Here is a 23,724-nt window from a genome sequence, read left to right on the forward strand (position 1 = left end):
GGATTCCATCCATGAACATCGCCGCGAAAGACGTTCCGGGAACAGCTCTGCTGATCCCGGCGTGGTCCGAGATCATCTGGACCCTGCTCTTCCTGGTGATCTTCGCTCTTGTCTTCATGAAGTTCATCCTTCCCAAGATGAACCGCGTGCTCGATGAGCGCGCAGAGAAGATCCAGGGCGGTCTCCAGCAGGCCGAGCAGGCCCAGCAGGAGGTCTCCCGCCTGAAGGAGACCCAGGAGCAGGAGCTCGCCGAAGCTCGCCGCGAGGCAGCCGAGATCCGCGAGGGCGCCCGTCAGGAGGGTGCGCGCATCATCGCCGAGGCGAAGCAGCGCGCAGACCTCGAGGCCGAGCGCTCCCTGGCGGCCGGTCGTCAGCAGCTCGACGCCGAGCGCACCGCCGCCGCAGCCCAGCTGCGCGGTGAGGTCGGCACCATGGCCAGCGAGCTCGCCTCCCGCATCGTCGGCGAATCGCTGACCGATGACGCGCGCTCCAGCCGAGTGATCGACCGGTTCCTCGACGACCTCGAGTCGTCTACGACCGCCAAGTGACAAGAAGGTGACCATGCGAGGAACATCCGCCGCATCGCTCGCCGATGTGCTCTCCCGGACTGAGGACGTCGTTGCACGCTCCTCCCAGTCCATGGAGGAGCTCGCCTCCGAGCTCTTCCAGATCGCCGCAGCAGTCGACACCAGCAACCAGCTGGTCCGCCTGCTCAGCGATCCGGGCCGCGACCCCGAACTGAAGAGCACCGCGGTGCGCACCCTGATCCAGGGCAAGGCGTCCGACGAAGCCCTCGAGCTCACCGAGGAGGTTGTGCGCCGCCCCTGGTCGGAGCAGAACCACATCCTCGACGCGCTCGAGGCAGCAGGCGCATCCGCCCTGCTGTCCCAGGCCGAGAAGGCCGGCCGGCTCGAGACGGTGGAGGAGGAGCTGTTCCAGTTCTCCCGCCTCATCGACTCCGAGCCCGAGCTGACCGCTGCCTTCGATGAGCATCGTGACGATGCGGGCGCACGCCGCTCCATCGCCCGTCGCCTCCTCGAGGGCCGAGTCGACCCGGTGACCGTCGCTCTGGCCGTGCAGGCCGTCGGCGCAGACGCTGAGATGAAGGCATCCCGACGGGTTCTGCACTTCGCAGAGTTCGCCGCTGACAGGCGGCGCCGTCTCCTCGCGGTGGTCACCAGCGCGACCGAGCTCTCCGACAGGCAGCAGTCGCGCCTCTCCGAGATCCTGGCCGCCAAGTTCGGCCAGAGCGTCCAGATGAACTTCGAGGTCTCGCCGGATGTCATCGGCGGGATGCGAGTCCAGGTCGGGGACGACCTGTACGACGCAACGGTCCTCTCGCGCCTCACCGAGGCGCGGTCGAGGCTCTCGGCGTGACACCCCAAGCAACGAACACAAGCGTCCCGGTCCTGCCGGGTAGAGAAAAGGAAGCGGAGCAGCGCGATGGCTGAGCTCACGATTCGTCCCGAAGAGATCCGGGACGCTCTGAACACCGCGGTGTCCACCTACCAGCCTGGTGGAACCGACCGCGAAGAAGTTGGCCGAGTCTCGGAGACCGCCGACGGCATCGCCCGTGTCACGGGCCTGCCCAACCTGATGGCGAACGAGCTCGTTCGCTTCGAGGACGGCACCCTGGGCCTGGCCCTGAACCTCGAACTGACCGAGATCGGTGTGGTCATCCTCGGCGACTTCGCCACCGTCGAAGAGGGCCAGGAAGTCCGCCGCACCGGTGAGGTCCTGTCGGTCCCCGTCGGCGAGGGCTACCTCGGCCGCGTGGTCGACGCCCTCGGCAACCCGATCGACGGCCTCGGCGAGATCGCCACCACGGGACGTCGTGCCCTCGAGCTGCAGGCCCCCACGGTGATGCAGCGCAAGAGCGTGAAGGAGCCGATGCAGACCGGCATCAAGGCGATCGACGCCATGACGCCGATCGGCCGCGGCCAGCGCCAGCTGATCATCGGTGACCGCCAGACCGGTAAGACCACCATCGCGGTGGACACCATCCTGAACCAGAAGGCCAACTGGGAGAGCGGCGATCCCTCGAAGCAGGTGCGCTGCATCTACGTCGCCGTCGGCCAGAAGGGCTCGACCATCGCCTCCGTGCGCGCCACCCTCGAAGAGGCCGGCGCCCTGGAGTACACCACGATCGTCGCCGCTCCGGCATCCGACCCGGCGGGCTTCAAGTACATCGCGCCCTACACGGGCTCGGCCATCGGCCAGCACTGGATGTACGAGGGCAAGCATGTCCTCATCGTCTTCGACGACCTCTCCAAGCAGGCCGAGGCCTACCGCGCCGTGTCCCTGCTGCTGCGCCGTCCGCCGGGCCGCGAGGCTTACCCCGGTGACGTGTTCTACCTGCACTCCCGCCTGCTCGAGCGCTGCGCGAAGCTCTCCGACGCCATGGGCGGGGGCTCCATGACCGGCCTGCCGATCATCGAGACCAAGGCGAACGACGTCTCGGCCTACATTCCGACCAACGTCATCTCCATCACCGACGGTCAGTGCTTCCTGCAGTCCGACCTCTTCAACGCCAACCAGCGTCCCGCCGTGGACGTGGGCATCTCGGTGTCCCGCGTGGGCGGCTCCGCCCAGGTCAAGGCCATGAAGTCGGTGTCCGGTACCCTGAAGATCTCGCTCGCGCAGTACCGCGACCTCGAGGCCTTCGCGATGTTCGCCTCGGACCTCGACGCCGCCTCCAAGCAGCAGCTGAACCGCGGCGCTCGCCTCATGGAACTGCTCAAGCAGGGCCAGGGCCAGCCGATGCCCGTGGAGGAGCAGACCGTGTCGATCTGGGCCGGCACCACCGGTAAGTTCGACGACGTCGAGGTGGAGGACGTGCGCGAGTTCGAGTCCCGCCTGCACGAGTACCTGCGTCACAACGGGTCCGTGCTCTCCACCATCCGCGAGTCCGGCAAGTTCTCCGATGAGACCGAAGCCGAGCTGACCCAGATCGTCGAGAACGTGAAGCGCGACTACTTTGCTGAGAAGCAGGGCTCCTCGGTCTACGACCAGCAGGGCGAGGTCAGCGACGACAGGATCGAGCAGACCTCCATCCTGGGGTCGTCCCAGAAGTGACATCGGGTCACGTTCGATTTCGATAGTCACGAGGGAGTTTCATGGGAGCCCAGCAAAGGGAGTACAAGAAGAGGATCTCGTCCGCCACGGGCATGAAGAAGATCTTCCAGGCTCAGGAGATGATCGCCGCGGCGCGCATCTCCAAGGCCCACGCCCGTGTGCTCGCGACCACTCCGTATGCGGACGCCATCACCGACGCGATCGCATCGGTGGTCCAGCACACGAAGGACGCGGAGCATCCGTTCCTGGTGCACGACCGCACGAGCAGCAACCGGGTCGGCGTCCTGCTGATCACGGCTGACCGCGGCATGGCGGGCTCGTACTCGCCGTCCGCCATCCGCGAAGCGGAGATGCTCGGCAACAAGCTGCGCAAGGCGGGCAAGGAACCGGTCATGTACGTCGTCGGCCGCAAGGGCGAGTCGTACTACCGCTTCCGCAACCGTCCGCCGCACAAGGCATGGACCGGCATCCGCGAGGAGGAGATGGCTGAGGTCGGCCTCACCATCGCCCGCGAGCTGCGCGATGCCCTGCTCAGCGAGGTTCCGTCGGAGCACCTGGACGAGCTGTACGTGGTGGGGCACAAGTTCCACAACCGCTTCCGCCAGGAGCCGCGGATCGCTCGTCTCGTGCCGCTCAGCCTGCACGGCGACGACCAGGCCGCGCAGAACAGCAGCGAGACGTTCCCGCTGTACGAGTACAGCCCGGATCCGGAGTCGGTGTTCGCCGAGCTCGTTCCGCGCTACGTGGAGTCGCGCATCATCAACATCCTCCTGCAGTCCATCGCGTCCGAGCACGCGAGCCGGCAGAAGGCGATGAAGACCGCGACGGACAACGCCGAGACCCAGATCCAGAAGTTCACGCGTCTTGCCAACTCGGCCCGGCAGGCGGAGATCACCCAGGAGATCACGGAGATCGTCGGCGGTGCCGACGCCCTGAGCTCCTCCGGCCGAAAAGAACGCTGAGTCAGACAGAGCATGTTGGAGAACACAATGACCACCATCGAAACCGCACCGTCGAAGACGGCCACCGGTCGCATCGCACGCGTGACCGGCGCCGTCGTCGACATCGAATTCCCCCCGGGCAACATCCCGGAGATGTACAACGCTCTGACCACCGAGGTCGAGCTGCCCACCGATGAGGGCGCGGCGCGCCACACCCTCACCCTCGAGACCGCCCAGCACCTCGGCGACGGCATGGTCCGCGCCATCGCGCTGAAGCCGACCGACGGCCTCGTCCGCGGCCAGGAGGTCACCGACACCGGTGCACCAATCTCGGTGCCCGTCGGCGACTTCACCCTCGGCAAGGTGTTCGACGTGGTGGGCAACGTCCTCAACGTCGAAGAAGGGCAGCAGCTCGAGGTCAACGAGCGCTGGCCGATCCACCGCAAGGCGCCGAACTTCGACCAGCTGGAGTCCAAGACCCAGATGTTCGAGACCGGCATCAAGTCGATCGACCTGCTCACCCCGTACGTGCAGGGCGGAAAGATCGGCCTGTTCGGCGGCGCAGGCGTCGGCAAGACCGTGCTCATCCAGGAGATGATCTACCGCGTGGCCAACAACCACGACGGTGTGTCCGTGTTCGCCGGCGTCGGCGAGCGCACCCGTGAGGGCTGGGACCTCATCGAAGAGATGACCGAGTCCGGCGTGATCGAGAAGACTGCCCTGGTCTTCGGCCAGATGGATGAGCCGCCGGGCACGCGTCTGCGCGTGGCCCTGTCCGCACTGACAATGGCGGAGTACTTCCGCGATGTGCAGTCGCAGGACGTGCTGCTGTTCATCGACAACATCTTCCGCTTCACCCAGGCCGGCTCCGAGGTGTCCACCCTGCTGGGCCGTATGCCCTCGGCCGTGGGCTACCAGCCGAACCTGGCGGACGAGATGGGCGTTCTGCAGGAGCGCATCACCTCGACCCGCGGCCACTCGATCACCTCGATGCAGGCGATCTACGTGCCGGCCGATGACTACACCGACCCGGCCCCGGCCACCACGTTCGCGCACCTCGACGCCACCACGGAGCTCAGCCGTGAGATCGCCTCGCGCGGTCTCTACCCGGCCATCGACCCGCTGGCATCGACCTCGCGCATCCTGGACCCGCGCTACATCGGCGACGACCACTACGAGACCGCAGTGCGCGTGAAGCAGATCCTGCAGCGTAACAAGGAGCTCCAGGACATCATCGCGATGCTCGGCGTCGACGAACTGTCCGAGGAGGACAAGGTCATCGTGGCGCGCGCTCGGCGCATCCAGCAGTTCCTCTCGCAGAACACCCACATGGCGAAGCAGTTCACCGGTGTGGACGGCTCCGACGTCCCGCTGCGCGACACCATCGAGGGCTTCAAGGGCATCTGCGACGGCGACTTCGACCACATCGCCGAGCAGGCGTTCTTCAACTGCGGCGGCATCGAAGACGTCATGCGTCAGTGGGACTCCATCCAGAAGGGCCTCAACTGATGTCAGCGTCGATGCTCAGCGTCACGTTCGTCACCGCCCACCAGACGGTCTGGGAGGGCGAGGCGAGCTACGTGCGCGTCCCCGCCGCCGACGGATCCATGGGCCTGCTGCCCAACATGGCGCCCGTCCTGGCCGCTCTGCAGCCGGGCATCGTCGAGATCACCCGGGCCGACGGCTCGCAGTTCGCGATGCAGGTGACCGGTGGGTTCGTGTCCGTGGATCACTCGACCGTCAAGGTCGTGGTGGACGAGGCCAATGAGCTGACGGCTGCCTGACCAGCGTTCACCACGCCTGAACCGATGAGCGCCCCGTTCCTTCTTCTCGAAGCGTGCGGGGCGCTCATCGCTGTTCTGGGGCTCGTCATGCTGGTGCGCGCCATCGTCGTGACGCGTTCGCGCGGCGGGGTGGAATGCTCTGTGCTGCGGCCCGAGCCGCGGCGCGGCGCCTGTTGGAGGGATGGGACGCTCCGGTTCGCCACCGATGAGCTGCGCTGGCACCGCACGATCGGCTTCCTGCTGACGGCGGGGCTGGTGATCCGGCGCGATGACATCGAGGATGTCGCCAGGGAGCAGGCCGACGGGTCCGACAGCTGGGTGCGGGTCGAGATCGCGCGCACCGGAACGGCACCCGCGGTGCAGATGCAGATGCCTCCGGCGGCGTCCTACGCGCTCGGCGCCTGGATTGAGTCAGCGCCGGCCCGCGGCGACTTCGTGCACTGACGAGCTGGTTCCGTCCAGGCCCCGTGCCGCAGTCGGTGGACGCTGTGGGAGCGGATCAGATCCACTGGCCGGCGCGCATCACACGCTCCGGCCGCAGGTCCCCGTCCGTGAGGACGACATCGGCCCGCAGACCGGTGCTGAGCGCACCCCGATCGGACAGTCCGAGCACCCGTGCGGGTGTGGAGCTGGCGGCGCGGACGGCCTGACCGAGGTCCACGCCGGCGTCGCGCACGGCGAAGCGGACTATGTCGAGCAGATGTGCGGTGCCTCCGGCGATCGAGCCGCCGTGGGTGAGGCGGGCCGTGCCGTCGGCGACGGTGACGTCAAGGGAGCCGAGACGGTAGGAGCCGTCAGTCATGCCGGTGGCGGCCATTGCGTCGGTGATCAGCAGGACCATGTCCTCACCGGCGAGGTCGAACACGAAGCGCACGGTGTCGGCGGAGGTGTGGACCCCGTCGGCGATGAGCTCCACCACCATGTCCCCGCGGGCCGACGCGTCCAGGCAGGCGAACGCGGGGCCGGCGTCACGGTGGTGAATGGGGCGCATCCCGTTGAACAGGTGCGTCGCCGTGGGGATCGCACCGGCCTGCAGGCTGAACGCGATGGCCTCGAGCATCTGGTACGCGGAGCAGTCGGTGTGGCCGTAGCTCGGCAGGGCGCCCGCCTCGATCAGCGCCTCGCTCATGGGGTCCACCTGGGGGTCCTCGGGGGCGAGGGTCATGGTGACGATGGTGCCGTCACCGGCGTCCAGCAGCTCCTTCAGAGCGACGACGGAGCCCGGCCGGATCAGCTCTGGGTCGTGGGCGCCGCGGCGGGCCTGGGAGATGTGCGGCCCCTCCAGGTGAATGCCGGCGAGTTCGCCGCCTCGGACCAGGGGAGCGAGGGTGCCGATGCGCTCCAGGAGGGTGGCGTGCGCGGCGGTGACGAGGGAGGCCACCAGTGTGGTGGTGCCGTGGCGGGCGTGTTCGGCGATGGCGGTGCGGGCGTCGTCGGCGTCCATGGCGTCGGGGAATCCGATGCCGCCTCCGCCGTGGTTGTGGATGTCGATCAGGCCGGGCAGGATCAGGCCGCTGTGGATGATCTCCTCGGCGCCCGCGGGAACGTAGGGGGCTCCCTCGGCCGGGCCGGCGTAGTGGATGGTGCCGCCGTCGATGATGACGCGGGCGTCCTCCAGCAGGCGGCCGTCCACGACCGCGCGGCCGATGATGATGGTGGCCATCAGAACAGTCTCGCTTCCTTGTCGTCGATACCCCGCAGTTCGTCGTAGTCGAGCGTGACGCAGTCGAAGCCGCGGTCACCGGCGAGGGTCTTCGCCTGCGGCTTGATCACCTGCGCGGCGAAAACGCCGCGCACGGGCGCCAGCAGCGGGTCCCGATTCAGCAGGTCCACGTAGCGGGTGAGCTGTTCGACGCCGTCGATCTCGCCGCGGCGCTTGATCTCGATGGCCACGCAGCCGCCCTCGGGGTCGCGAGCGAGGATGTCGACCGGGCCGATGGCAGTGGGGTATTCGCGGCGCACCAAGGACCAGCCGTCGCCGAGGGCGTCCATGTTGTCCGCCAGCAGGGCCTGCAGGTGCGCTTCGACGCCGTCCTTGATCAGCCCGGGGTCGACGCCGAGCTCGTGGCTGGTGTCCGAGAGGATCTCGTGGACCTGCACGCGCAGGGTGTCACCGGTCTTGCCGTGGGTGACGGTCCATTCCTCCACCCAGTCGCCGTCCTCGGCGTCCTGGGCGCGCCCGTCGTCCTCGGGCAGCGCGACCCGCAGGGTGCACGGCGGGGCCATCCAGTTCAGCGGCTTGTAGCTGCCGCCGTCGGAATGGACGAGCACGCTGCCGTCGGCCTTCACGATGAGCAGGCGCGGGGCGCGGGGGAGGTGGGCCGTGAGTCGGCCGGTGTAGTCAACTGAGCATTCTGCAACCACTAATCGCACCCGCTCAGCCTACGTGAGAGCGCGCCGGGGAGCCCAACGTCGCCGTCCCCGTCGCGCGGCGGGGAGTGATCCCCGATTCGGCTGTGGGCGCAGATCTCGAAGCGTGCGGGGTTTTCGTGCAAGACTCTTTCCACGGCCCGGGGCCTCGACGACGCCCGCGGCTGGACCGACTATGTGGGAGAAGAGATGACTCAGCACCTGACGCGCCGTTCGATTCTGTCGTTCGGTGCCCTTGCCGCGGCCGGTGGCGGCCTCGCCGCCTGCTCGTCCTCGACGAAGAAGGCGGCCCCGAGCCCGTCGGTGAGCCCCACGCCCACCACCCCGCCCTCCGCCCTCGACGAAGCGGAGCTCGCCGATCTGCTCACCGAGCTCAACAAGGCGCTCACCACCGCAGACGAGAAGAAGGATCCGAAGCTGCTGTCGCCCATCGTGGCCGGCAGTGCACTGGCTGAGCGCACCGCCAGCTACGAGATCATGAAGAAGGTGGGCGAGGAGACCCTCAAGGCTGATCCGGACCGCGCACCGAAGCTGAGCCGCCCTGATGACGCCGTGAAGATCGGCATCGCGACCGACGCGCAGGGCGGGGCCCGCTACGCCCTGGCCGTCGCCGACGCTGAGAACGGCGAGGGCCTGCCGTTCTTCGTCGGCTTCGAGCAGCAGGAGGACGCCTCCGACTCCTCCCGCTTCGTCTCCTGGGGCTGGGCGCGTCAGCTGGCGAACGTGAAGATGCCGACGGTGGCCCCGATCCCCACGGGGTCCGAAGCCGTGGCCGTGGACGACGCTGAACTGCTGATGTCGCCGAAGGACGCCATCGCCCTGTACTGCCGTGTGCTCACCGACGGGCACGACAACGCGGACAAGGACGATGTGGTGGCCACCGACCCGTTCCTCGAGGAGAACCACGCGGAGATCCAGACCGAGCGCAAACAGATCAACGAAGGCGTGGACTGGGACCAGATCGCACAGGTGCGGGAGGAGTACACCCCGAACGAGCAGGAGTACCTCGGGATCCGCACGGTGGACGGCGGCGCGATCGTCATGACCACCCTGACCTCGAACCGGCGGCTCAGCGTCAGCTCCGGTCAGGTGGAGTACGGCGCGGACACGGTGCTGGCGAAGCTGGTGGGCCGCCACACGTTCACCAAGGAGCTCGTGCGCACCTACGGCTCCACCATCGCTCTGCACATTCCGGCGAAGGACCAGACCGGCGAGAAGATCCAGCCGATCGCCGGCTATAAGGTACTGCTGAAGGCCAGCGGCAGCTGACCGGTGCTCCGCGCGGACGCGGCACGCCCGACCGACACGAACCCCAGACAAGGAGAACCCTCCACGATGACCGACGCCTATGGTGTGATGGACTTCAGCTCGCTGAAGAAGGAGAACAGCGCCGCCGGCACCTCCCAGCCGCTGGCCGACGAGGTCTCCGTCAGCGAACAGGACCTGCAGGGCCTGATCGACTCCTCGCAGCAGCAGCTGACTCTCCTGCTCGTCACCAGCGCTCGGGTCCAGGGCGGGGCCTCGTTCGTCGATGCGGTGCGCGCCGCTGTGGGGCGCCATGCGGGAACGATCCGCCTGGCGCTCGTGGATGCGGATCAGCAGCCGCGCGTCGCGGCTGCGCTGCGCGTGCAGTCCCTGCCCGCTGCCATGCTGATGATGAAGGGCCAGATCCAGCCCCTGTTCGAGGGCGCGGTCGCGGACGACCAGCTGCAGTCCGTGATGGAGCAGCTGGCTCAGCTCGCGGCGCAGGAGGGCATGTCGGTGGGGGAGGCCCCGTCGGATGCCCCCGCTGCCGCTCAGCTGCCCCCGGAGCTGGAGCACGCCACCACCCTGCTGCAGAACGGCGACCTCGCCGGAGCGCAGAAGGCGTTCGAGGACTATCTGGAGACCCACCCCGGTGATCCGGAGGCGAAGCGCGGCGCCGCGACCACCCGCCTGATGGAGCGCACCCGCGAGGTGGACCTGCAGGAGGGCCGCCGTGCAGCCGCCGACGCGCCTGAGGACCTCGATGCCCAGCTCCTGGGGGCGGACCTCGACCTGCTCGGCGGGCACGTGGACGATGCGTTCGGCCGCATCCTCGACCGCTATGCAGCCGCCGACGCGGAGACCCGCGACCGCCTGCGCGAGCGCCTGCTCGACCTGTTCGACGTCGTCGGTGCGGACGATGAGCGTGTGGGCGCTGCTCGTCGCCGCCTCGCCCGCCTGATGTTCTGACCCACTGTTCCAAGCCGTCACCGCTGACGGCGCCGACGCGCCGGCCACACCCCGCGAAAGGACCCGCATGAGCACTCCGGACCCCCAGCAGCAGCCCTGGGACAGGCCCCGCACCGGCCGGCGCCGCCAGGAGGCGCCCGCTCAGCAGGCCCCCTCCCAGCAGGCCGCGCCCCAGCAGGACCCGTCCGCGCCCGCCCGGAGAACTGCGGCCCCGGACCGCACAGCGCAGGGCCGCCCGTTCGAACCGGTCGAGCGGGCGCTCAGCGCTGCGGAGCAGAACCGCGCCGACGACGTCATCGAACGGATCTCCGCCACCTTCCGCTCCCGCGTGGTGGGCCAGGAGCGTCTGCGGCTCGCACTCGTCGCCTCCCTGGCCGCCGGCGGTCACATCCTGCTGGAGTCCGTCCCGGGCCTGGCGAAGACCACCGCTGCGCAGGCGCTCGCCACCGCGATCGGCGGCAGCTTCGCCCGCATCCAGTGCACCCCGGACCTGATGCCGAACGACATCCTCGGCACCCAGATCTACAACTACGGCACCGGCGAGTTCACCACCCAGCTCGGACCCGTGCACGCGAACATCGTGCTGCTCGATGAGATCAACCGGTCCAGCGCGAAGACCCAGTCGGCGATGCTGGAGGCGATGCAGGAGCGGCAGACCTCCATCGGCGGTGAACTGTTCCGCCTCCCGGACCCGTTCATGGTGCTCGCCACCCAGAACCCGATCGAGGAGGAGGGCACCTATGTCCTCCCCGAGGCGCAGATGGACCGATTCCTGCTCAAGGAGATCCTCACCTACCCCAGCCCGCGCGACGAGCACGCGATCCTGGACCGCTCCACCTCCGGTGAGCTGACCGCCCCGCGGGCCGCGGCTCCGACCGTCAGCCTCGAGGACATCCGCTTCCTGCAGTCCGCAGTGGACCGGGTCTACGTGGATCCGGCGATCAAGCGGTACATCATCGACCTCATCTTCACCACGCGCGGCACCGGGCCCCGCCCGATCGAGAACCTGACGCAGTCGGTGCGCGTGGGCGCATCTCCGCGCGGGTCCCTCGCTCTGATGCGGGTGGGGCAGGCGCATGCGCTGCTGCACGGCCGCGACTTCGTCACCCCGGAGGACGTGCGCGCCCTCGCCCACTCGGTGCTGCGTCACCGCCTCGTGCTGACCTTCGATGCCATCGCGGCCGGCATGAGCACCGAATCCATCATCGACGCGGTGTTCGCCGCCGTCCCGCAGCCGTAGCACCGACGGAGTCCGATCGCCGATGTCGCAGTCGCTGCTCACCCGAGTGCAGGCCCGCGTGGACCTGCACACCTCCCGCAAGGTCCGCGGCCTGATCACCGGCCGCGGCACCTCCCTGTTCACGGGCCACGGTGAGGACTTCGACGACCTCAAGGCGTACCAGCCCGGCGACCGCATCTCCGACATCGACTGGAAGGCGACCGCCCGCTCCGGTGAACCGCTGATCCGCCGATTCACCGAACAGCGGATCCGGCACATCGCGATCATTGCGGACACCTCCCGGTCGATGTCCGCCACTGCCGCCGACGGCACCGACAAGCTCGAGGCGATGCTGCTCGCGGCGGGCCTGGTGTGCTTCGCCGCCCGACAGCACGCCGACCAGGTGGGACTGGTGGCCGGCACCGCGGACGCCCCGGAGACCCTGCCGATGCGGTCCTCGGACGCCCACCTGGAGCTGCTGCTGCGCACCGTTCAGCGCGCCACCACGGCCCAGGCGGGGGAGGGGGACGACCGGTGGCTGCTGGAGCGGGCGCACCGCTGGATCCGTCGGCCGTCCCTGCTGCTGTTCATCACCGACGAGGCGCGCCCATCCCCGGACCTGGAGGCGGACATGCGGCTGCTGGCGCGGCGCCACGACCTGCTCGTGCTGCGCATCCGCGACGCCGACCCGCTGCAGCCGGACCGACTGACCCACAGCGTGGAGGACAGCGACGCCGACCACGACCTGCTGGACTACACCCGACGGGACCCGGCGGTGCGGCGAGCTGTGCAGCGCTACCGGGAGGCCCGCGAACAGCAGGTCACCGCGATGCTGGACGGTCTGCACATCGCCCACGCCCTCACCGACGGCGCCGACAGCGTGGTCGATGACATGATCCGACTGCTGCGCGCACCGAGGAGGCCGCATGGACGGCGTTGAGATCATCGAACCGCCGCAGTACTCCGTGGCCTGGCCGATCCTGGCGCTGCTATGCCTGCTGGCGATCATCGGCACCCTGCTGGCGATCCGTCTCGTGACCAGGTGGGCGGCGGAGCGGGCGGCGTGGGCGAAGCGACCCACGGAGTCCGACACCGTGAAGGCTGAGTTCCTCCGGGTGCTCGCTGACCTGCGCCGCCGGTTCGACGCCGGCGAGATCGGCACCCGCGAGGCCCACCAGGAGCTGGTCGCGCTGCTGCGCCTGTTCGTCCGCCGCACCTCCGGCATCGCGATCGACACCGAGCACCTGGATGCGGTGCGCCGCGACCCCGAGCTCGGCCGCATGGGCGAGCTGATCGGCCGGCTGTACGAGCCGAGCTTCTCCCTGGCGTCGAGTGCGCAGATGGACGAGTCGCTGCAGGAGGCGCGAGAGGTGATCCGCGCATGGTGATGGTGCTGTGGTGGGTCACTCTCATCATCCTCGGCGTCGGTCTGATCGCGGCGCTGATCGCGCTGCGGTTCCGCCGCGCCCACGCGAAGCGTCCCACGATCCGGGTGGCGAACTCCGCGTATGTGGACTCCCTCCCCGCGGTGAAGCGTTCGCGGCGGATCGCGCTGATGCTGGCCGCCACCTCCGTCCTGCTCGCGGCGACACTGGTGCTGACCAGCGCCCTGCTGTCGGGGCGCCTGGCGACCGAACGGGTGGAGCAGCCGTCCACGCAGAGCCGCGACATCGTGCTGTGCCTGGACGTGTCGGGGTCGATGTCGGCCGTGGATGCGGACCTGCTGATGACGTTCAACGAAATCGTGCAGCGGTTCGACGGCGAACGCGTCGGTCTCACGGTGTTCAACAGCCGCGCCGTCACCGTGTTCCCCCTGACCCATGACTACCTGATGAGCCGTCGCCAGCTGGAGGCGGGCGCGCAGCTGATCGGCGGACAGTCCAGCACCACCGCCGAGGGCGATGCGAAGGCCACCGAGAACGACCGAGACGCCCTGCTCGAGCAGCTGCGCGCCACATCCCAGTCCACCGGCGCGGGATCCTCGTTGATCGGCGACGGCCTCGTCTCCTGCTCCCAGCAGTTCGACCGGTCCGATGAGTCCCGCTCCCGCTTCATCATCTTCGCGACTGACAACCAGCTGGCCGGCACTCCGCTGTACCAGCTGCCGGAGGCGATGGAGGCGGCGAAGCGCCGCGGCGCCACCGTGTACACCCTTGCACCGGACAGTGTGATCGGCGGCGCCGAACTGGAGGAGCTGCGCACCGAGACCGAGCGCACGGGCGGGCGAATGTGGACCACCGGCAGCGCGCAGAGCGTGGACACGATCGTGGCGGAGATCCAGAAGTCCCAGGCCGCGAAGACCGGGGGAGCGAAGCGCTCCTACTACACGGACCATCCCGCACCGTTCTGGCTCGCCAGCCTCCTGGCGATGGTGGGTGTGGTGGCCGTGGGCTGGAGGCAGCGATGAACCTCCAGTTCCTGCCGATCATTCCGCCCCTGGCGCTGATGACGCTGCTCCTGCCGCTGCTCGTGGTCTGCGTCGTCATGCTGGTCCGCCGGCCGCGCCTGCGTCTGGCGTGGGCGCGCCGCCTGCTGATGGTGCTGCTGCTCCTGGTGATCGCGCTGAGGCCGTTCAGCCCGAGCGATGTGATCGCCACCGAACGGAAGAACGCGAACGTCATCTTCGTGGTGGACCAGACCGGGTCGATGAACGCGGAGGACTACAACGGCTCGAAGCGGCGCGTTGAGGGCATGCGGGCCGATGCCGCGCAGATCACCGACCGCTTCGCCGGGGCGCGCTTCGCCATCATCTCCTTCGACTCCGCCGCTTCCCGTCAGCTGCCGCTGACCACCGACTCCACCGCGGTGCAGGCATGGTTCGACACCATGCGGCCCGAACCGCCGGGCTTCTCCAGCGGCTCCAACATCGACCGCGCCCAGGCGTCCCTGGACACCATGGTGCGGCGCACCGCGGAGGACGACCCGGAGTCGCAGATCATCGTCATCGTGATGAGCGACGGGGAGAACACCGACGGGAAGCAGTCCGTCCCGTTCTCCTCCGGCGACATGATCGACGCCGGCGCGGTCCTCGGCTACGGCACCACCGCCGGCGGCACCATGCGGGTGCACGGCGGGAAGGACGATGGTGAGGTCGTCACCGACTCCAGCGGTCAGCCCGGCCGCTCCCGCCTCGACGAAGGCGTGCTGAAGGAGGCCGCCGCGCAGCTCGGGGTGCCGTACATCCATCGCACCGAGCCCGGGCAGAGCCTCGAGGACGCGGCGAGCGGCGTCGAGCTCAGAACCATCGACAGCACACAGGCGAGCCCGCTGGACTCCGGACAGGACTGGTATTGGATCCCCGCGATCGCGCTCGGCGCTCTGGCGGTGTGGGAGCTGGCGGCGATGGTGCGGCGCCTGCCCCGGTCGCGCCGCCGCCGGGAGGAGGACGCATGAGTACGACCGCACGAGGACGTCGCCGCACCCGCCGCGACCAGCGCTCCTACGGCACCGACCCCGCGAAGGTGTCGATGGCCAGGAGGATCTGCCTGGCGATCGCGGCGCTGCCGCTGATCCTCCTGCTGCTGCTGGGCGTGCGCGTCGCCACCATGCCGATGGTGCAGGCGTCCGCTCTCGCCAGCTACCGCGCCGGGGACTACAGCGGAACCGTCTCCGCCCTGACCGGAGTGAAGGTCGGCAACGTCTTCGAACCGTACCTGCCGCACCTCACCGAGGGCACCGCCCTGCTGAAGGACAAGAAGTACGCCGAAGCGGAAGCGGAGCTGACGGAGTCCCTCCGGCTGTGGTCCACAGCGAAGGACCTCAACGCGCCGCCGCACGCCCAGTGCAAGATCCGCAACAACCTCGCCATCGCGATCGCGGAGAAGTCCCGCACGATGGATGCGTCGGCCGCGCAGAAGGAGCTTGAGCGCGCCCAGGAGGTGCTCGCCCCCTGCGGGCCCCAGTCGGATCAGCGCAAGGACAACGAGGACCAGGAGTCCACTGATTCCACCTCGCGCGGCATCGAGGGGGAGAAGCAGCGCCGCTCCCACGAGCAGAACAAGGGCGACCAGACCGACCCGGGCGACCCGGAGAAGGACCCCGGTGACGGCGGCGACCAGCAGGAACCCACCGATGAACCGGCTGACGGGAACCAGCCGCCGAACGACGACCCCACGAAGAACCCGAACGGCGACGGCTCCGGTGACCCGGCCGACGACCCGACCCCGTCGAACCCGGACCAGGACCGGGAGGACGAGCTGAACAACCGCAACAAGGGCACGACCACCGGCGACCAGGCACCCCCACCGGACGGCGGCTCCGGAGACGAAGGACCAGACAAACCGTGGTGAACAATCGCACCTATCTCGACCATTCCGCCACCACCGCCCTGCGGCCGGCCGCCCGCGACGCCCTCGTCGACGCCGCCGGTGCGCTCGGCAACCCCACCAGCGTGCACACGTCCGGTCGGCGCGTCCGCGGCATCCTCGACGACGCCCTGCAGGAGATCGCGCAGCAGCTCGGTGTGCCGCGCAGCTGGCTGATCATGACCAGCGGCGGCACCGAAGCCGATAACCTCGCGCTGCGCGGCGCCGCCCACCTCGGTCCCGTCTTCGGCCTCGCCACCGACCACCCGGCGGTGGTGCAGACCGTCCAGGCGCTCAACGGCCGCCTTCTGCCCGTGCACCGCGACGGCACCATGGATCTCACGGCGCTTGAGACCGCGCTCGACCAGGCGCGGTCCGACGGAGCCCCCGCCTCCCTCGTCTCCGCCGCCCTGGTCAACAACGAGACCGGTGTGGTGCAGGACCTCAGCGCGATCGCCGGCCTCGCCCACCGGTACGGCGCCGCCGTCCACACCGACGCGGTGCAGGCAACGGGGCATGTGCAGCTGCCCGACTTCGACACGGTCGACCTGATGAGCCTGTCCGGGCACAAGATCGGCGCGCCCGTCGGCGTCGGGGTGCTCGTGGCGCAGCCCGATGTGAAGCTGGCGGCCGTCGGCACCGGCGGCGGTCAGCAGCGCGGCATCCGCTCCGGCACCCTGGACGCCGCGCACGCCGCCTCCTTCGCCGCCGCGCTGCGCGAGACCCTCGCTGATGCCGCTGCGGAGCAGGCGCGCCTGGGAAGCCTCGCGGAGCGGCTGCGCGCCGGCATCCGCGCCATCGACGCCGATGCCGTGTTCACCGCGGAGGATTCGCCGCACGCCCCGCACATCGTGCACGTCCAGTTCCCCGGCGCTGTGCAGGATGCTGTCCTGTTCGTCCTCGACCAGGCCGGGGTGGACTGCTCCGCCGGTTCCGCCTGCTCCTCCGGCGTCACGCAGGCGTCCCACGTGCTGGAGGCGATGGGCTTCGAGGAGTCGCTGATGCGCGGCGCCATCCGCTTCTCGTTCGGCTGGACCTCCAGCGAGCAGGATGTGGACGCGGTGCTGCAGGCGCTGCCCGATGCGCTCGAGCGGGGCCGCGCCATGGGGCGGCTGTTCGCCTGAGGCAGTCAGCTCACGTTCGCTTTCGCGCAGGGCGGCGCGAAACCTAGACTCGTGCGCGGCCCGTGCGCACCCGCGGGCGGCAGCGACACCCGGGAGGCAGTGCATGAAGGTCCTGGCAGCGATGAGCGGCGGCGTCGACTCAGCAGTCGCCGCGGCGCTCGCGAAGGAAGCCGGCCACGATGTGGTCGGTGTGCACATGGCGCTGTCCAAGAACCGCGACCAGACCCGCTCCGGGTCACGCGGCTGCTGCACGGTCGAGGACGCCTCCGATGCCCGCCGCGCCGCCGACCACATCGGCATCCCCTACTACGTGTGGGACCTCTCCGACGACTTCCACGACCTCGTGGTCAAGGACTTCCTCGCCGAATACGCCGCCGGCCGCACCCCCAACCCGTGCGTGCGCTGCAACGAGCGGATCAAGTTCGAAGCGCTCATGGACCGCGCCCGCCTCCTCGGCTTCGACGCCGTCTGCACCGGCCACTACGCCGTCATCGGCACCGACGGCCCGGACGGCGCGCCCTCCCTTCACCGCAGCGCCAATGACGCCAAGGACCAGTCCTACGTCCTCGCCGTCATGGGCCCGGAGGGGCTGAAGCGCGCCATGTTCCCCCTCGGCCGCTTCGCCGACAAGGCCGAGGTGCGCGCCGAAGCGGACCGCCGCGGCCTCGGCGTGGGCCACAAGCCCGATTCCTACGACATCTGCTTCATCGCCGACGGCGACACCCGCGGCTTCCTCCAACGCTCCCTCGGGGAGGCCCCCGGCGAGATCGTCACCCCGGAGGGTGAGGTCCTCGGCGAGCACCGCGGCACCCACAACTTCACCATCGGGCAGCGCAAGGGCATCGGCCTGCAGCAGCCCGCCCAGGACGGCCGCCCCCGCTACGTGCTGGATGTGAAGCCGGACACCCGCCAGGTGGTGGTCGGCGCGGCTGAACTGCTGTCCACCCGCACCCTCGAAGCCGCCGATCTGATCCCCTTCGAGGACCTGGAGGTCGGCCGACGGGTGCAGGCGCAGATCCGCGCCCACGGCGCCGCCACCGGCGCCGTCGTCACCGCTGTGGACTCCGAGCGCATCACGGTCGACCTCGATGAGCCGATCCGCGGCGTCGCACCCGGCCAGACCCTCGTGCTGTACGACGGCGACCGGGTCCTCGCCTCCGCCACCCTCGACCGGCGCGCATGAGCCCGACCCCATCGGACATGAGCAGCGCACCACTGGCGCGACTGGTCACCGACTCCACGCTCCGACTGCCGGCCACGAGCCTCACCGCGGGGGAGTCCGCCGTCATCGCCGATGCGCTGATGCACCGCCTGGAGCGGTCCCGCTCGCTTCTCGGCAGCGGTGTGGACGAGCAGATCCCGTCGGCCCCCGCGCTGGCGCACAGCGCCGCCGCCGACACCGCCACCGGCGCGGCCTCCTCCGCCCTGATCGACACCCCGCTCGCCGCCGCTCTCGCCAGCCTCGATCTCACCGGTGATCTCGCCCCGTACGGCTGGCGGGTCGGAGTGGGCGACGGCCTCGCCCTCCACGCCGCCCGCGACCACGCGAACCGCCTGCTGGACGCCGCCCGCATCGCTCTGTTCGGCTTCGACGGACCCCTCACCATCCAGCGGCCCGGACCCGTGGCGCTCGCGGCCGCCGTGTTCACCGCCTCGGGGGAGCGGGCGCTCGCCGACCCGGGCCTGCTGCGCGACCTTCCGCACCTGCTGGCCGGCGGACTCGCGCGCGAGACGGCGCAGGTCCGTGAACGGGTGCCGGGCGCAGCCCTGGACATCACGCTCGACGAGCGGGGCCTGCGCGCTGTTCAGCAGGGCCGGATCCGCACCGCCTCCGGGTACCGGTTCCACCCGCCCGTCGGCCGGGACGCCATCACCCGCCACCTGGCCACCGTGCTCACCAGCAGCGCTGATCCGAGCACTGCGCAGCCTCGCATCCTCATCGACGCCCACACCGACCTGGTGGATGCGGCGCGCTCGGCGGGCGCCGAACGCATCGGCCTGGACCCGCTCTCAGGGCAGGCGCGGCGGCCGGGGAGGCTGTGGGAGCTGCTCGCCGATGCCCGCGACCGCGGCGTCGGGCTGACGTTCGTCCTCGCGCCCGGGCGGGAGGAGAAGGCACTGTCCCATGTGCTCAGCTGCTGGCGGGAGCTCGGGTTCGCGCCGCGCGAGGCGCGCGGGTTCGACTTCCTGCTCAGCCGCGGCTCGGCGCGCCGGCGGGAGCAGTCGCTGACCGCGGACCAGGCGCTGAGCCTGCCGGAGATCGAGCAGGGCATGCGGATGATGCTGCGGTGGGGCGAGCGCCTGGAGGCCTGAGGCTCAGGCGCGCACGAGCACCGCGACGAGGAAGCCGTCCTCCCCGGTGAACGGCGCCAGCTGCCAGGAGGAGAACGCCTGCTGAAGGCGCATCCCGGCGCGTTCGGCATCGGCGATGAAGTCCTCGGCGGACCATCCGCGGTGGGTCTGGAAACCCGCCACGAAGCGCGACGTGCTCGACAGGTGAGCGCGGATCGCCACCAGCGCGGGCCTGCGCTCCGCGGCTGCGAGGAACGTCATCACATTGCCGGCGGAGACGATGACATCGGCCATGAGGCGGGACCCGTCAGCGGCGCGCAGGTCGAGCTCGGCGAGGTTGCCCACCCGCCAGTCGGCCCCCGGATGGTCCGTCCTGGCCGCCGCGATGAGGGTTTCATCGAGGTCCACACCGATGACGCGGTGCCCGGCGTCGAAGAGATAGCCCCCGGTGCGGCCGGTGCCGCAGCCCGCGTCGATGACGAACGAGCCCCGCTCGAGCATCGCATCGATCATGCGCGCCTCCCCGTGGATGTCCTGCCCCTGCGCCGCGAGGCGCCGCCACCGCTGGACGTAGTCCGCGGCATGATTGGGGTTGGTGTGCACTGCGCGCAGCCAGATGTTCTCGGCCGGGCCGGGCGGCTGCGCACCGGTGCGTGGGAAGACGGGGATCGAGGTCATGGACTCAGCGTACGCGCGAGTGAGGTGACAGACTGGGGACCATGACAGCACGCATCGGACTCATCGGGTACGGACTCGGCGGCCGGGTCTTCCACGCCCCCTTCATCCGCGCCGCGCAGAACCTCGACCTCGTCGCCGTCCAGGTCACCAACGCGGAACGCGCCGCCCAGGCCCGCGCGGAGAACCCGTCGGCCCGGATCGTGGCCGACCTCGACGGCGTCCAGGCCGCCGGAGCCGAGGCCGTCGTCATCTCCACCCCGCCCGCAACCCACCGCGACCTCACCCTGGAAGCGGTCCGACGGGGACTGCACGTGGTGGTGGACAAACCGTTCGCGCTCACTTACGCCGACGCCCAGGAGATGGCGCGCGCCGCCGAGGAGGCCGGCGTGCTGCTGACCGTGTTCCACAACCGCCGGTACGACACCGACATCCGCACCGCCCGCGCCCTCATGCAGTCGGGCCGACTCGGCCAGGTGCGCCGGTTCGAGTTCGCCCTCGACCAGGGGTTCTCCGCCCCCGAGCGCGTCGCCTCGAAGGGCGGGGTCCTGCTGGACCTCGGCCCGCACGTCATCGACTGCGCCCTGCACCTGCTGGGCCCCGCCACCAGCGTCCACGCCCAGCTGCAGATGCGCCCGACCGACCAGGGCCCCACCGACGTGGCGCACGCGATCGCGATCGAGCACGAGAACGGCGCCCAGTCGCTGGTGTCGGCGACCAAGGCGTCCGGCATCGTCGGGCGGCGCCTCCGCCTCACCTCCGATGAGGGCTGCTACATCTCGGACTACACCGACGTGCAGGCCGACGCGGTGCAGGCCGGCCACTGGCCCGAGCACGACCGCGACGCCTGGGGCTTCGAGCAGAAGGCGCGCTGGGGCACCCTGCGCCTGCGGGAGGACGCCGGTGAGCCGCAGACCCGGGAGGGCCGGGCGGAGACCATCCCCAGCCAGAAGGGTGATGTCACCGAGCTGTACGAAGCGTTCGCCGACGCGATCACCAGCGGGGGAGAGGGCCCAGTCCCCGTGGCGGAGGCCCTGCACACGATGGAGGTCCTTCAGGCCGCCCGCACCAGCGCTGAGCAGGTCAGGGTGGTCCCCGTCGGCCGCGCAGCCCAGGGGGAGGACGCATGAGCGAGACCACTGATCTCGAAGCACGGGCCCGCATCGATGAGCTGCGCGCCCAGCTCGCCGAAGCCCGCTCCGCGTACTACGAGGACGACGAGCCGATCATGGCCGACGCCCAGTACGACGAGCTCGAACGCGAGCTGAAGGCCCTCGAAGAGGAGAACCCCGAGCTGAAGAGCGAGGAGTCGCCCACCGAGACCGTCGGCGGCGCCGTCGCGGCCGGCTTCACCCCCACACCGCACATCCAGCGGATGATGAGCCTGGACAACGCCTTCAGCGTCGAGGAGATCGACGAATGGGCCGAACGCACCCAGAAGGAGGCGCCCGGCACCCCCGCGTTCCTCACCGAACTGAAGATCGACGGCCTCGCCGTCTCCCTCGTCTACGAGAACGGCGAACTGATCCGCGGCGTCACCCGCGGCGACGGCCGCATCGGCGAGGACGTCACCGCGAACGTCCGCACCATCGCCTCCGTCCCGCAGCGCCTGACCACCGAGCATCCACCCCAGATCCTCGAAGTGCGCGGCGAAGTGTTCTACCCGACCGCCGAGTTCGAGAAGCTCAACGAGCAGCGCCGCGCCGACGGGCTCGCCGAATACGCCAACCCCCGCAACACCGCCGCCGGCTCGCTGCGGCAGAAGGACGCCGCCGTCACCGCGTCCCGCGCCCTCGAGGTCTACGTCCACGGCATCGGCGCCCACGAAGGCGGCGAGTACCCCACGAGCCAGTCCGAGACGTACGAGCTGCTCGCCTCCTGGGGCCTGCCCACCAGCCCCCACTCCCGCGTTCTGCACTCCCTCGCCGAGGTGCGCGAGTACATCGATGAGTTCGGCGATAAGCGCCACGACCTCGAGCACGAGATCGACGGCATCGTCATCAAAGTCGACGACTTCGCCCACCAGCGCGCCCTCGGCTCCACCTCCCGCGCCCCCCGCTGGGCCATCGCCTACAAGTACCCGCCCGAAGAGGTCACCACGAAGCTCCTGGACATCCAGGTGCAGGTGGGCCGCACCGGCCGCGTCACCCCGTTCGGCGTGATGGAACCCGTCAAGGTCGCCGGGTCCACCGTGGAGAAGGCCACCCTGCACAACCAGTTCGAGGTGGAGCGCAAAGGGGTCCTCATCGGCGACACCATCATCCTGCGCAAGGCCGGTGACGTGATCCCTGAGATCCTCGGCCCCGTCGAGCGCCTCCGCGACGGCAGTGAGCGCGCCTTCGAGATGCCCGCCGACTGCCCCTCCTGCGGCACCCGCATCGCCCCCACCAACGAGGGGGAGAAGGACTGGCGCTGCCCCAACCAGAAGGACTGCCCCGCTCAGGTCACCGGCCGCATCGCGCACGCCGCCAGCCGCGGCGCCTTCGACATCGAAGCACTCGGGGAGGAGAGCGCCCTGGCCCTCACCAACCCCGACCAGCGCCGCGACGAAGCCATCGCCGCCGTCCGCGCCGGCCACGCCCTCGACACCGAGACCGGCCGCATCCGCGACGCCGACGACGTCCCCGGCGAACAGACCCCCGTGGTCCGCACCGGCGGCAACCTCTTCGACCTCACCGCCGACGACCTCCGCGACGTCTTCGTGTACCAGCCGCTGCGGAGGAAGGGCGAGCCGACCGGCGACTGGCGCCTGGTCCGCGCGTTCTGGACCAAGCGCACCACCACCCGCCTGAAGTCCACCGGCGAGACCCGGGTGAAGGAGGAGAAGCCGTCGGCCACCACCACGAAGCTGATCGACGAGCTCGCGAAGGCGAAGGACACCGAGCTCTGGCGTGTTCTGGTGGCGCTGTCGATCCGTCATGTCGGCCCCACGGCGGCCCGCTCCCTGGCCACCGCGTTCGGCTCCATGGAGGCGATCCGCACCGCCGATGTCGACCGCCTCGCCGACACCGACGGGGTCGGCACCGTGGTCGCCGAATCCGTCCGCGCCTTCTTCGCCGATCAGTGGCGCGCCGACCTGGTCGACGCCTGGGCCGCCTCCGGCGTCACCATGGAGGACGAACAGGACGAGGACGCCCCGCGCACCCTCGAGGGCATCACCGTGGTGGTCACCGGCTCCCTGGAGGGCTTCACCCGCGACGGCGCCAAGGACGCCATCCTCAGCCGCGGCGGCAAGGCCTCCGGCTCCGTCTCCAAGCGAACCCACTTCGTCGTGGTCGGCGAGAACGCCGGATCCAAGGCCGACAAGGCCGAAGAACTGGGCCTGCGGATCCTCGACGAAGCGCAGTTCGTGCGCCTCCTCTCAGAGGGCCCCGCAGCTCTCAAGGACTGAGAGACGAGGCGCGCGGCCACGGGCCTAGAATGGGCCCCATGCCAACAATGAGTAGTGAAGAAGTCGCGCGCCTCGCGTCTCTCGCTCGCATCCAGCTCACCGATGAGGAGCTCACCCGTTTCGCGGGCGAGTTCGACGCGATCCTCACCGCGGTCGCATCGGTCAGCGAGGTCGCCAGCGACGACGTCCCCGCCACCAGCCACCCCATTGCGATGACCAACGTGTTCCGCGCCGATGAGGTCACCCGGACGCTGACCCAGGAGGAGGCGCTCGCGGGCGCCCCCGAGGCGGCCGACGGACGCTTCGTCGTTCCGCAGATCCTGGGGGAGGAGTGA

The 23,724-nt window shown here is 69.9% G+C and carries 24 protein-coding genes; 21 read left to right on the forward strand and 3 right to left on the reverse strand.

Going from position 1 to position 23,724, the window contains the following annotated elements; genetic code table 11:
• The first annotated feature begins 11 nt into the window (after nucleotides 1–11).
• From FHX50_RS01900 to FHX50_RS01930, 7 genes are all read left to right on the forward strand, one after another.
• Nucleotides 12–548: a F0F1 ATP synthase subunit B gene (locus FHX50_RS01900; protein ID WP_183373914.1), complete on the forward strand. Its 537-nt coding sequence runs from the start codon at nucleotides 12–14 to the stop codon at nucleotides 546–548.
• Nucleotides 549–561: 13 nt separating this feature from the next.
• Nucleotides 562–1,377: a F0F1 ATP synthase subunit delta gene (locus FHX50_RS01905; protein ID WP_183373915.1), complete on the forward strand. Its 816-nt coding sequence runs from the start codon at nucleotides 562–564 to the stop codon at nucleotides 1,375–1,377.
• A gap of 66 nt (nucleotides 1,378–1,443) precedes the next feature.
• A complete protein-coding gene (gene atpA, locus FHX50_RS01910) occupies nucleotides 1,444–3,075 on the forward strand; it encodes a F0F1 ATP synthase subunit alpha (protein ID WP_183373917.1) in 1,632 nt (543 codons plus the stop codon).
• Between the two features lie 41 nt (nucleotides 3,076–3,116).
• A complete protein-coding gene (locus FHX50_RS01915) occupies nucleotides 3,117–4,037 on the forward strand; it encodes a F0F1 ATP synthase subunit gamma (protein ID WP_183373919.1) in 921 nt (306 codons plus the stop codon).
• 27 nt (nucleotides 4,038–4,064) lie between these two features.
• Entirely contained in the window at nucleotides 4,065–5,525 is a 1,461-nt protein-coding gene (gene atpD / locus FHX50_RS01920) for a F0F1 ATP synthase subunit beta (RefSeq protein ID WP_183373921.1), read from the forward strand.
• Nucleotides 5,525–5,800, forward strand: coding sequence for a F0F1 ATP synthase subunit epsilon (locus FHX50_RS01925; protein ID WP_183373923.1), 276 nt, complete (start codon nucleotides 5,525–5,527; stop codon nucleotides 5,798–5,800). The genes atpD and FHX50_RS01925 overlap by 1 nt, the downstream gene beginning before the upstream one ends.
• Before the next feature lie 24 nt (nucleotides 5,801–5,824).
• Nucleotides 5,825–6,244 carry a DUF2550 family protein gene (locus FHX50_RS01930; protein ID WP_183373925.1) on the forward strand — a complete coding sequence of 140 codons (420 nt, stop codon included), beginning with the start codon at nucleotides 5,825–5,827 and terminating at the stop codon, nucleotides 6,242–6,244.
• Nucleotides 6,245–6,299: 55 nt separating this feature from the next.
• Here the strand turns inward: FHX50_RS01930 and FHX50_RS01935 are convergent, their stop codons facing one another.
• Together FHX50_RS01935 and nucS are read right to left on the reverse strand one after the other, a co-directional pair.
• A complete protein-coding gene (locus FHX50_RS01935) occupies nucleotides 6,300–7,463 on the reverse strand; it encodes an N-acetylglucosamine-6-phosphate deacetylase (protein ID WP_183373933.1) in 1,164 nt (387 codons plus the stop codon).
• Nucleotides 7,463–8,173 (reverse strand): endonuclease NucS, encoded by a 711-nt coding sequence (gene nucS, locus FHX50_RS01940; RefSeq protein ID WP_183373935.1) that lies wholly within the window; start codon nucleotides 8,171–8,173, stop codon nucleotides 7,463–7,465. The genes FHX50_RS01935 and nucS overlap by 1 nt, the downstream gene beginning before the upstream one ends.
• Before the next feature lie 186 nt (nucleotides 8,174–8,359).
• On the opposite strand from nucS, the gene FHX50_RS01945 reads away from it, so the two are divergent.
• The 11 genes from FHX50_RS01945 to FHX50_RS01995 all read left to right on the forward strand — a co-directional run bounded on the left by FHX50_RS01945 (nucleotide 8,360) and on the right by FHX50_RS01995 (nucleotide 19,344).
• The gene (locus tag FHX50_RS01945; RefSeq protein ID WP_183373937.1) at nucleotides 8,360–9,439 is read left to right on the forward strand and encodes a DUF8094 domain-containing protein; all 1,080 of its coding nucleotides are present in this window, start codon (nucleotides 8,360–8,362) and stop codon (nucleotides 9,437–9,439) included.
• A 66-nt stretch (nucleotides 9,440–9,505) separates the two neighbouring features.
• A complete protein-coding gene (locus FHX50_RS01950; RefSeq protein WP_183373939.1) occupies nucleotides 9,506–10,384 on the forward strand; it encodes a co-chaperone YbbN in 879 nt (292 codons plus the stop codon).
• A gap of 67 nt (nucleotides 10,385–10,451) precedes the next feature.
• Nucleotides 10,452–11,624 carry an AAA family ATPase gene (locus FHX50_RS01955; RefSeq protein WP_221187079.1) on the forward strand — a complete coding sequence of 391 codons (1,173 nt, stop codon included), beginning with the start codon at nucleotides 10,452–10,454 and terminating at the stop codon, nucleotides 11,622–11,624.
• 22 nt (nucleotides 11,625–11,646) lie between these two features.
• Complete coding sequence (locus FHX50_RS01960; RefSeq protein WP_183373941.1) at nucleotides 11,647–12,543, forward strand: DUF58 domain-containing protein; 897 nt, start codon at nucleotides 11,647–11,649, stop codon at nucleotides 12,541–12,543.
• Nucleotides 12,530–12,991, forward strand: coding sequence for a hypothetical protein (locus tag FHX50_RS01965; protein WP_183373943.1), 462 nt, complete (start codon nucleotides 12,530–12,532; stop codon nucleotides 12,989–12,991). Before FHX50_RS01960 ends, FHX50_RS01965 begins: the two co-directional genes overlap by 14 nt.
• Complete coding sequence (locus FHX50_RS01970; protein ID WP_183373945.1) at nucleotides 12,985–14,010, forward strand: VWA domain-containing protein; 1,026 nt, start codon at nucleotides 12,985–12,987, stop codon at nucleotides 14,008–14,010. Before FHX50_RS01965 ends, FHX50_RS01970 begins: the two co-directional genes overlap by 7 nt.
• On the forward strand, nucleotides 14,007–14,996 hold the full coding sequence (locus FHX50_RS01975; protein WP_183373947.1) for a vWA domain-containing protein: 990 nt from the start codon (nucleotides 14,007–14,009) through the stop codon (nucleotides 14,994–14,996). Before FHX50_RS01970 ends, FHX50_RS01975 begins: the two co-directional genes overlap by 4 nt.
• Nucleotides 14,993–15,892 carry a hypothetical protein gene (locus tag FHX50_RS01980; RefSeq protein WP_183373949.1) on the forward strand — a complete coding sequence of 300 codons (900 nt, stop codon included), beginning with the start codon at nucleotides 14,993–14,995 and terminating at the stop codon, nucleotides 15,890–15,892. Before FHX50_RS01975 ends, FHX50_RS01980 begins: the two co-directional genes overlap by 4 nt.
• Nucleotides 15,886–17,031, forward strand: a complete 1,146-nt coding sequence (locus FHX50_RS01985; RefSeq protein ID WP_183373951.1) for an aminotransferase class V-fold PLP-dependent enzyme — start codon at nucleotides 15,886–15,888, stop codon at nucleotides 17,029–17,031. Before FHX50_RS01980 ends, FHX50_RS01985 begins: the two co-directional genes overlap by 7 nt.
• 103 nt (nucleotides 17,032–17,134) lie before the next feature.
• The gene (gene mnmA, locus FHX50_RS01990; protein WP_183373953.1) at nucleotides 17,135–18,214 is read left to right on the forward strand and encodes a tRNA 2-thiouridine(34) synthase MnmA; all 1,080 of its coding nucleotides are present in this window, start codon (nucleotides 17,135–17,137) and stop codon (nucleotides 18,212–18,214) included.
• 17 nt (nucleotides 18,215–18,231) lie between these two features.
• Nucleotides 18,232–19,344 carry a hypothetical protein gene (locus tag FHX50_RS01995; protein WP_183373955.1) on the forward strand — a complete coding sequence of 371 codons (1,113 nt, stop codon included), beginning with the start codon at nucleotides 18,232–18,234 and terminating at the stop codon, nucleotides 19,342–19,344.
• A 3-nt stretch (nucleotides 19,345–19,347) separates the two neighbouring features.
• Here the strand turns inward: FHX50_RS01995 and FHX50_RS02000 are convergent, their stop codons facing one another.
• Nucleotides 19,348–20,001, reverse strand: coding sequence for a class I SAM-dependent DNA methyltransferase (locus FHX50_RS02000; RefSeq protein WP_183373957.1), 654 nt, complete (start codon nucleotides 19,999–20,001; stop codon nucleotides 19,348–19,350).
• A 41-nt stretch (nucleotides 20,002–20,042) separates the two neighbouring features.
• On the opposite strand from FHX50_RS02000, the gene FHX50_RS02005 reads away from it, so the two are divergent.
• The 3 genes from FHX50_RS02005 to gatC are packed head-to-tail and all read left to right on the forward strand — an operon-like array spanning nucleotide 20,043 to nucleotide 23,724.
• Nucleotides 20,043–21,128, forward strand: a complete 1,086-nt coding sequence (locus FHX50_RS02005) for a Gfo/Idh/MocA family oxidoreductase (RefSeq protein ID WP_183373959.1) — start codon at nucleotides 20,043–20,045, stop codon at nucleotides 21,126–21,128.
• Nucleotides 21,125–23,389, forward strand: coding sequence for an NAD-dependent DNA ligase LigA (ligA, locus tag FHX50_RS02010; protein ID WP_183373961.1), 2,265 nt, complete (start codon nucleotides 21,125–21,127; stop codon nucleotides 23,387–23,389). The genes FHX50_RS02005 and ligA overlap by 4 nt, the downstream gene beginning before the upstream one ends.
• Nucleotides 23,390–23,427: 38 nt before the next feature.
• Entirely contained in the window at nucleotides 23,428–23,724 is a 297-nt protein-coding gene (gene gatC / locus FHX50_RS02015; RefSeq protein WP_183373963.1) for an Asp-tRNA(Asn)/Glu-tRNA(Gln) amidotransferase subunit GatC, read from the forward strand.

This window comes from Helcobacillus massiliensis (assembly GCF_014191425.1).
In the GTDB taxonomy this organism is placed as follows: domain Bacteria; phylum Actinomycetota; class Actinomycetes; order Actinomycetales; family Dermabacteraceae; genus Helcobacillus; species Helcobacillus massiliensis.

Coding starts and splice junctions, on each gene's coding strand:
- FHX50_RS02000 (WP_183373957.1), bottom strand. CDS start 20,001: ATGACCTCGATCCCCGTCTTCCCACGCACCGGTGCGCAGCCGCCCGGC.
- ligA (WP_183373961.1), top strand. CDS start 21,125: ATGAGCGAGACCACTGATCTCGAAGCACGGGCCCGCATCGATGAGCTG.
- FHX50_RS01955 (WP_221187079.1), top strand. CDS start 10,452: ATGAGCACTCCGGACCCCCAGCAGCAGCCCTGGGACAGGCCCCGCACC.
- atpA (WP_183373917.1), top strand. CDS start 1,444: ATGGCTGAGCTCACGATTCGTCCCGAAGAGATCCGGGACGCTCTGAAC.
- FHX50_RS01900 (WP_183373914.1), top strand. CDS start 12: ATGAACATCGCCGCGAAAGACGTTCCGGGAACAGCTCTGCTGATCCCG.
- FHX50_RS01960 (WP_183373941.1), top strand. CDS start 11,647: ATGTCGCAGTCGCTGCTCACCCGAGTGCAGGCCCGCGTGGACCTGCAC.
- FHX50_RS01925 (WP_183373923.1), top strand. CDS start 5,525: ATGTCAGCGTCGATGCTCAGCGTCACGTTCGTCACCGCCCACCAGACG.
- FHX50_RS01980 (WP_183373949.1), top strand. CDS start 14,993: ATGAGTACGACCGCACGAGGACGTCGCCGCACCCGCCGCGACCAGCGC.
- FHX50_RS01905 (WP_183373915.1), top strand. CDS start 562: ATGCGAGGAACATCCGCCGCATCGCTCGCCGATGTGCTCTCCCGGACT.
- FHX50_RS01970 (WP_183373945.1), top strand. CDS start 12,985: ATGGTGATGGTGCTGTGGTGGGTCACTCTCATCATCCTCGGCGTCGGT.
- FHX50_RS01965 (WP_183373943.1), top strand. CDS start 12,530: ATGGACGGCGTTGAGATCATCGAACCGCCGCAGTACTCCGTGGCCTGG.
- FHX50_RS01930 (WP_183373925.1), top strand. CDS start 5,825: ATGAGCGCCCCGTTCCTTCTTCTCGAAGCGTGCGGGGCGCTCATCGCT.
- FHX50_RS02005 (WP_183373959.1), top strand. CDS start 20,043: ATGACAGCACGCATCGGACTCATCGGGTACGGACTCGGCGGCCGGGTC.
- FHX50_RS01915 (WP_183373919.1), top strand. CDS start 3,117: ATGGGAGCCCAGCAAAGGGAGTACAAGAAGAGGATCTCGTCCGCCACG.
- FHX50_RS01935 (WP_183373933.1), bottom strand. CDS start 7,463: ATGGCCACCATCATCATCGGCCGCGCGGTCGTGGACGGCCGCCTGCTG.
- atpD (WP_183373921.1), top strand. CDS start 4,065: ATGACCACCATCGAAACCGCACCGTCGAAGACGGCCACCGGTCGCATC.
- gatC (WP_183373963.1), top strand. CDS start 23,428: ATGCCAACAATGAGTAGTGAAGAAGTCGCGCGCCTCGCGTCTCTCGCT.
- FHX50_RS01975 (WP_183373947.1), top strand. CDS start 14,007: ATGAACCTCCAGTTCCTGCCGATCATTCCGCCCCTGGCGCTGATGACG.
- mnmA (WP_183373953.1), top strand. CDS start 17,135: ATGAAGGTCCTGGCAGCGATGAGCGGCGGCGTCGACTCAGCAGTCGCC.
- FHX50_RS01995 (WP_183373955.1), top strand. CDS start 18,232: ATGAGCAGCGCACCACTGGCGCGACTGGTCACCGACTCCACGCTCCGA.
- FHX50_RS01950 (WP_183373939.1), top strand. CDS start 9,506: ATGACCGACGCCTATGGTGTGATGGACTTCAGCTCGCTGAAGAAGGAG.
- FHX50_RS01945 (WP_183373937.1), top strand. CDS start 8,360: ATGACTCAGCACCTGACGCGCCGTTCGATTCTGTCGTTCGGTGCCCTT.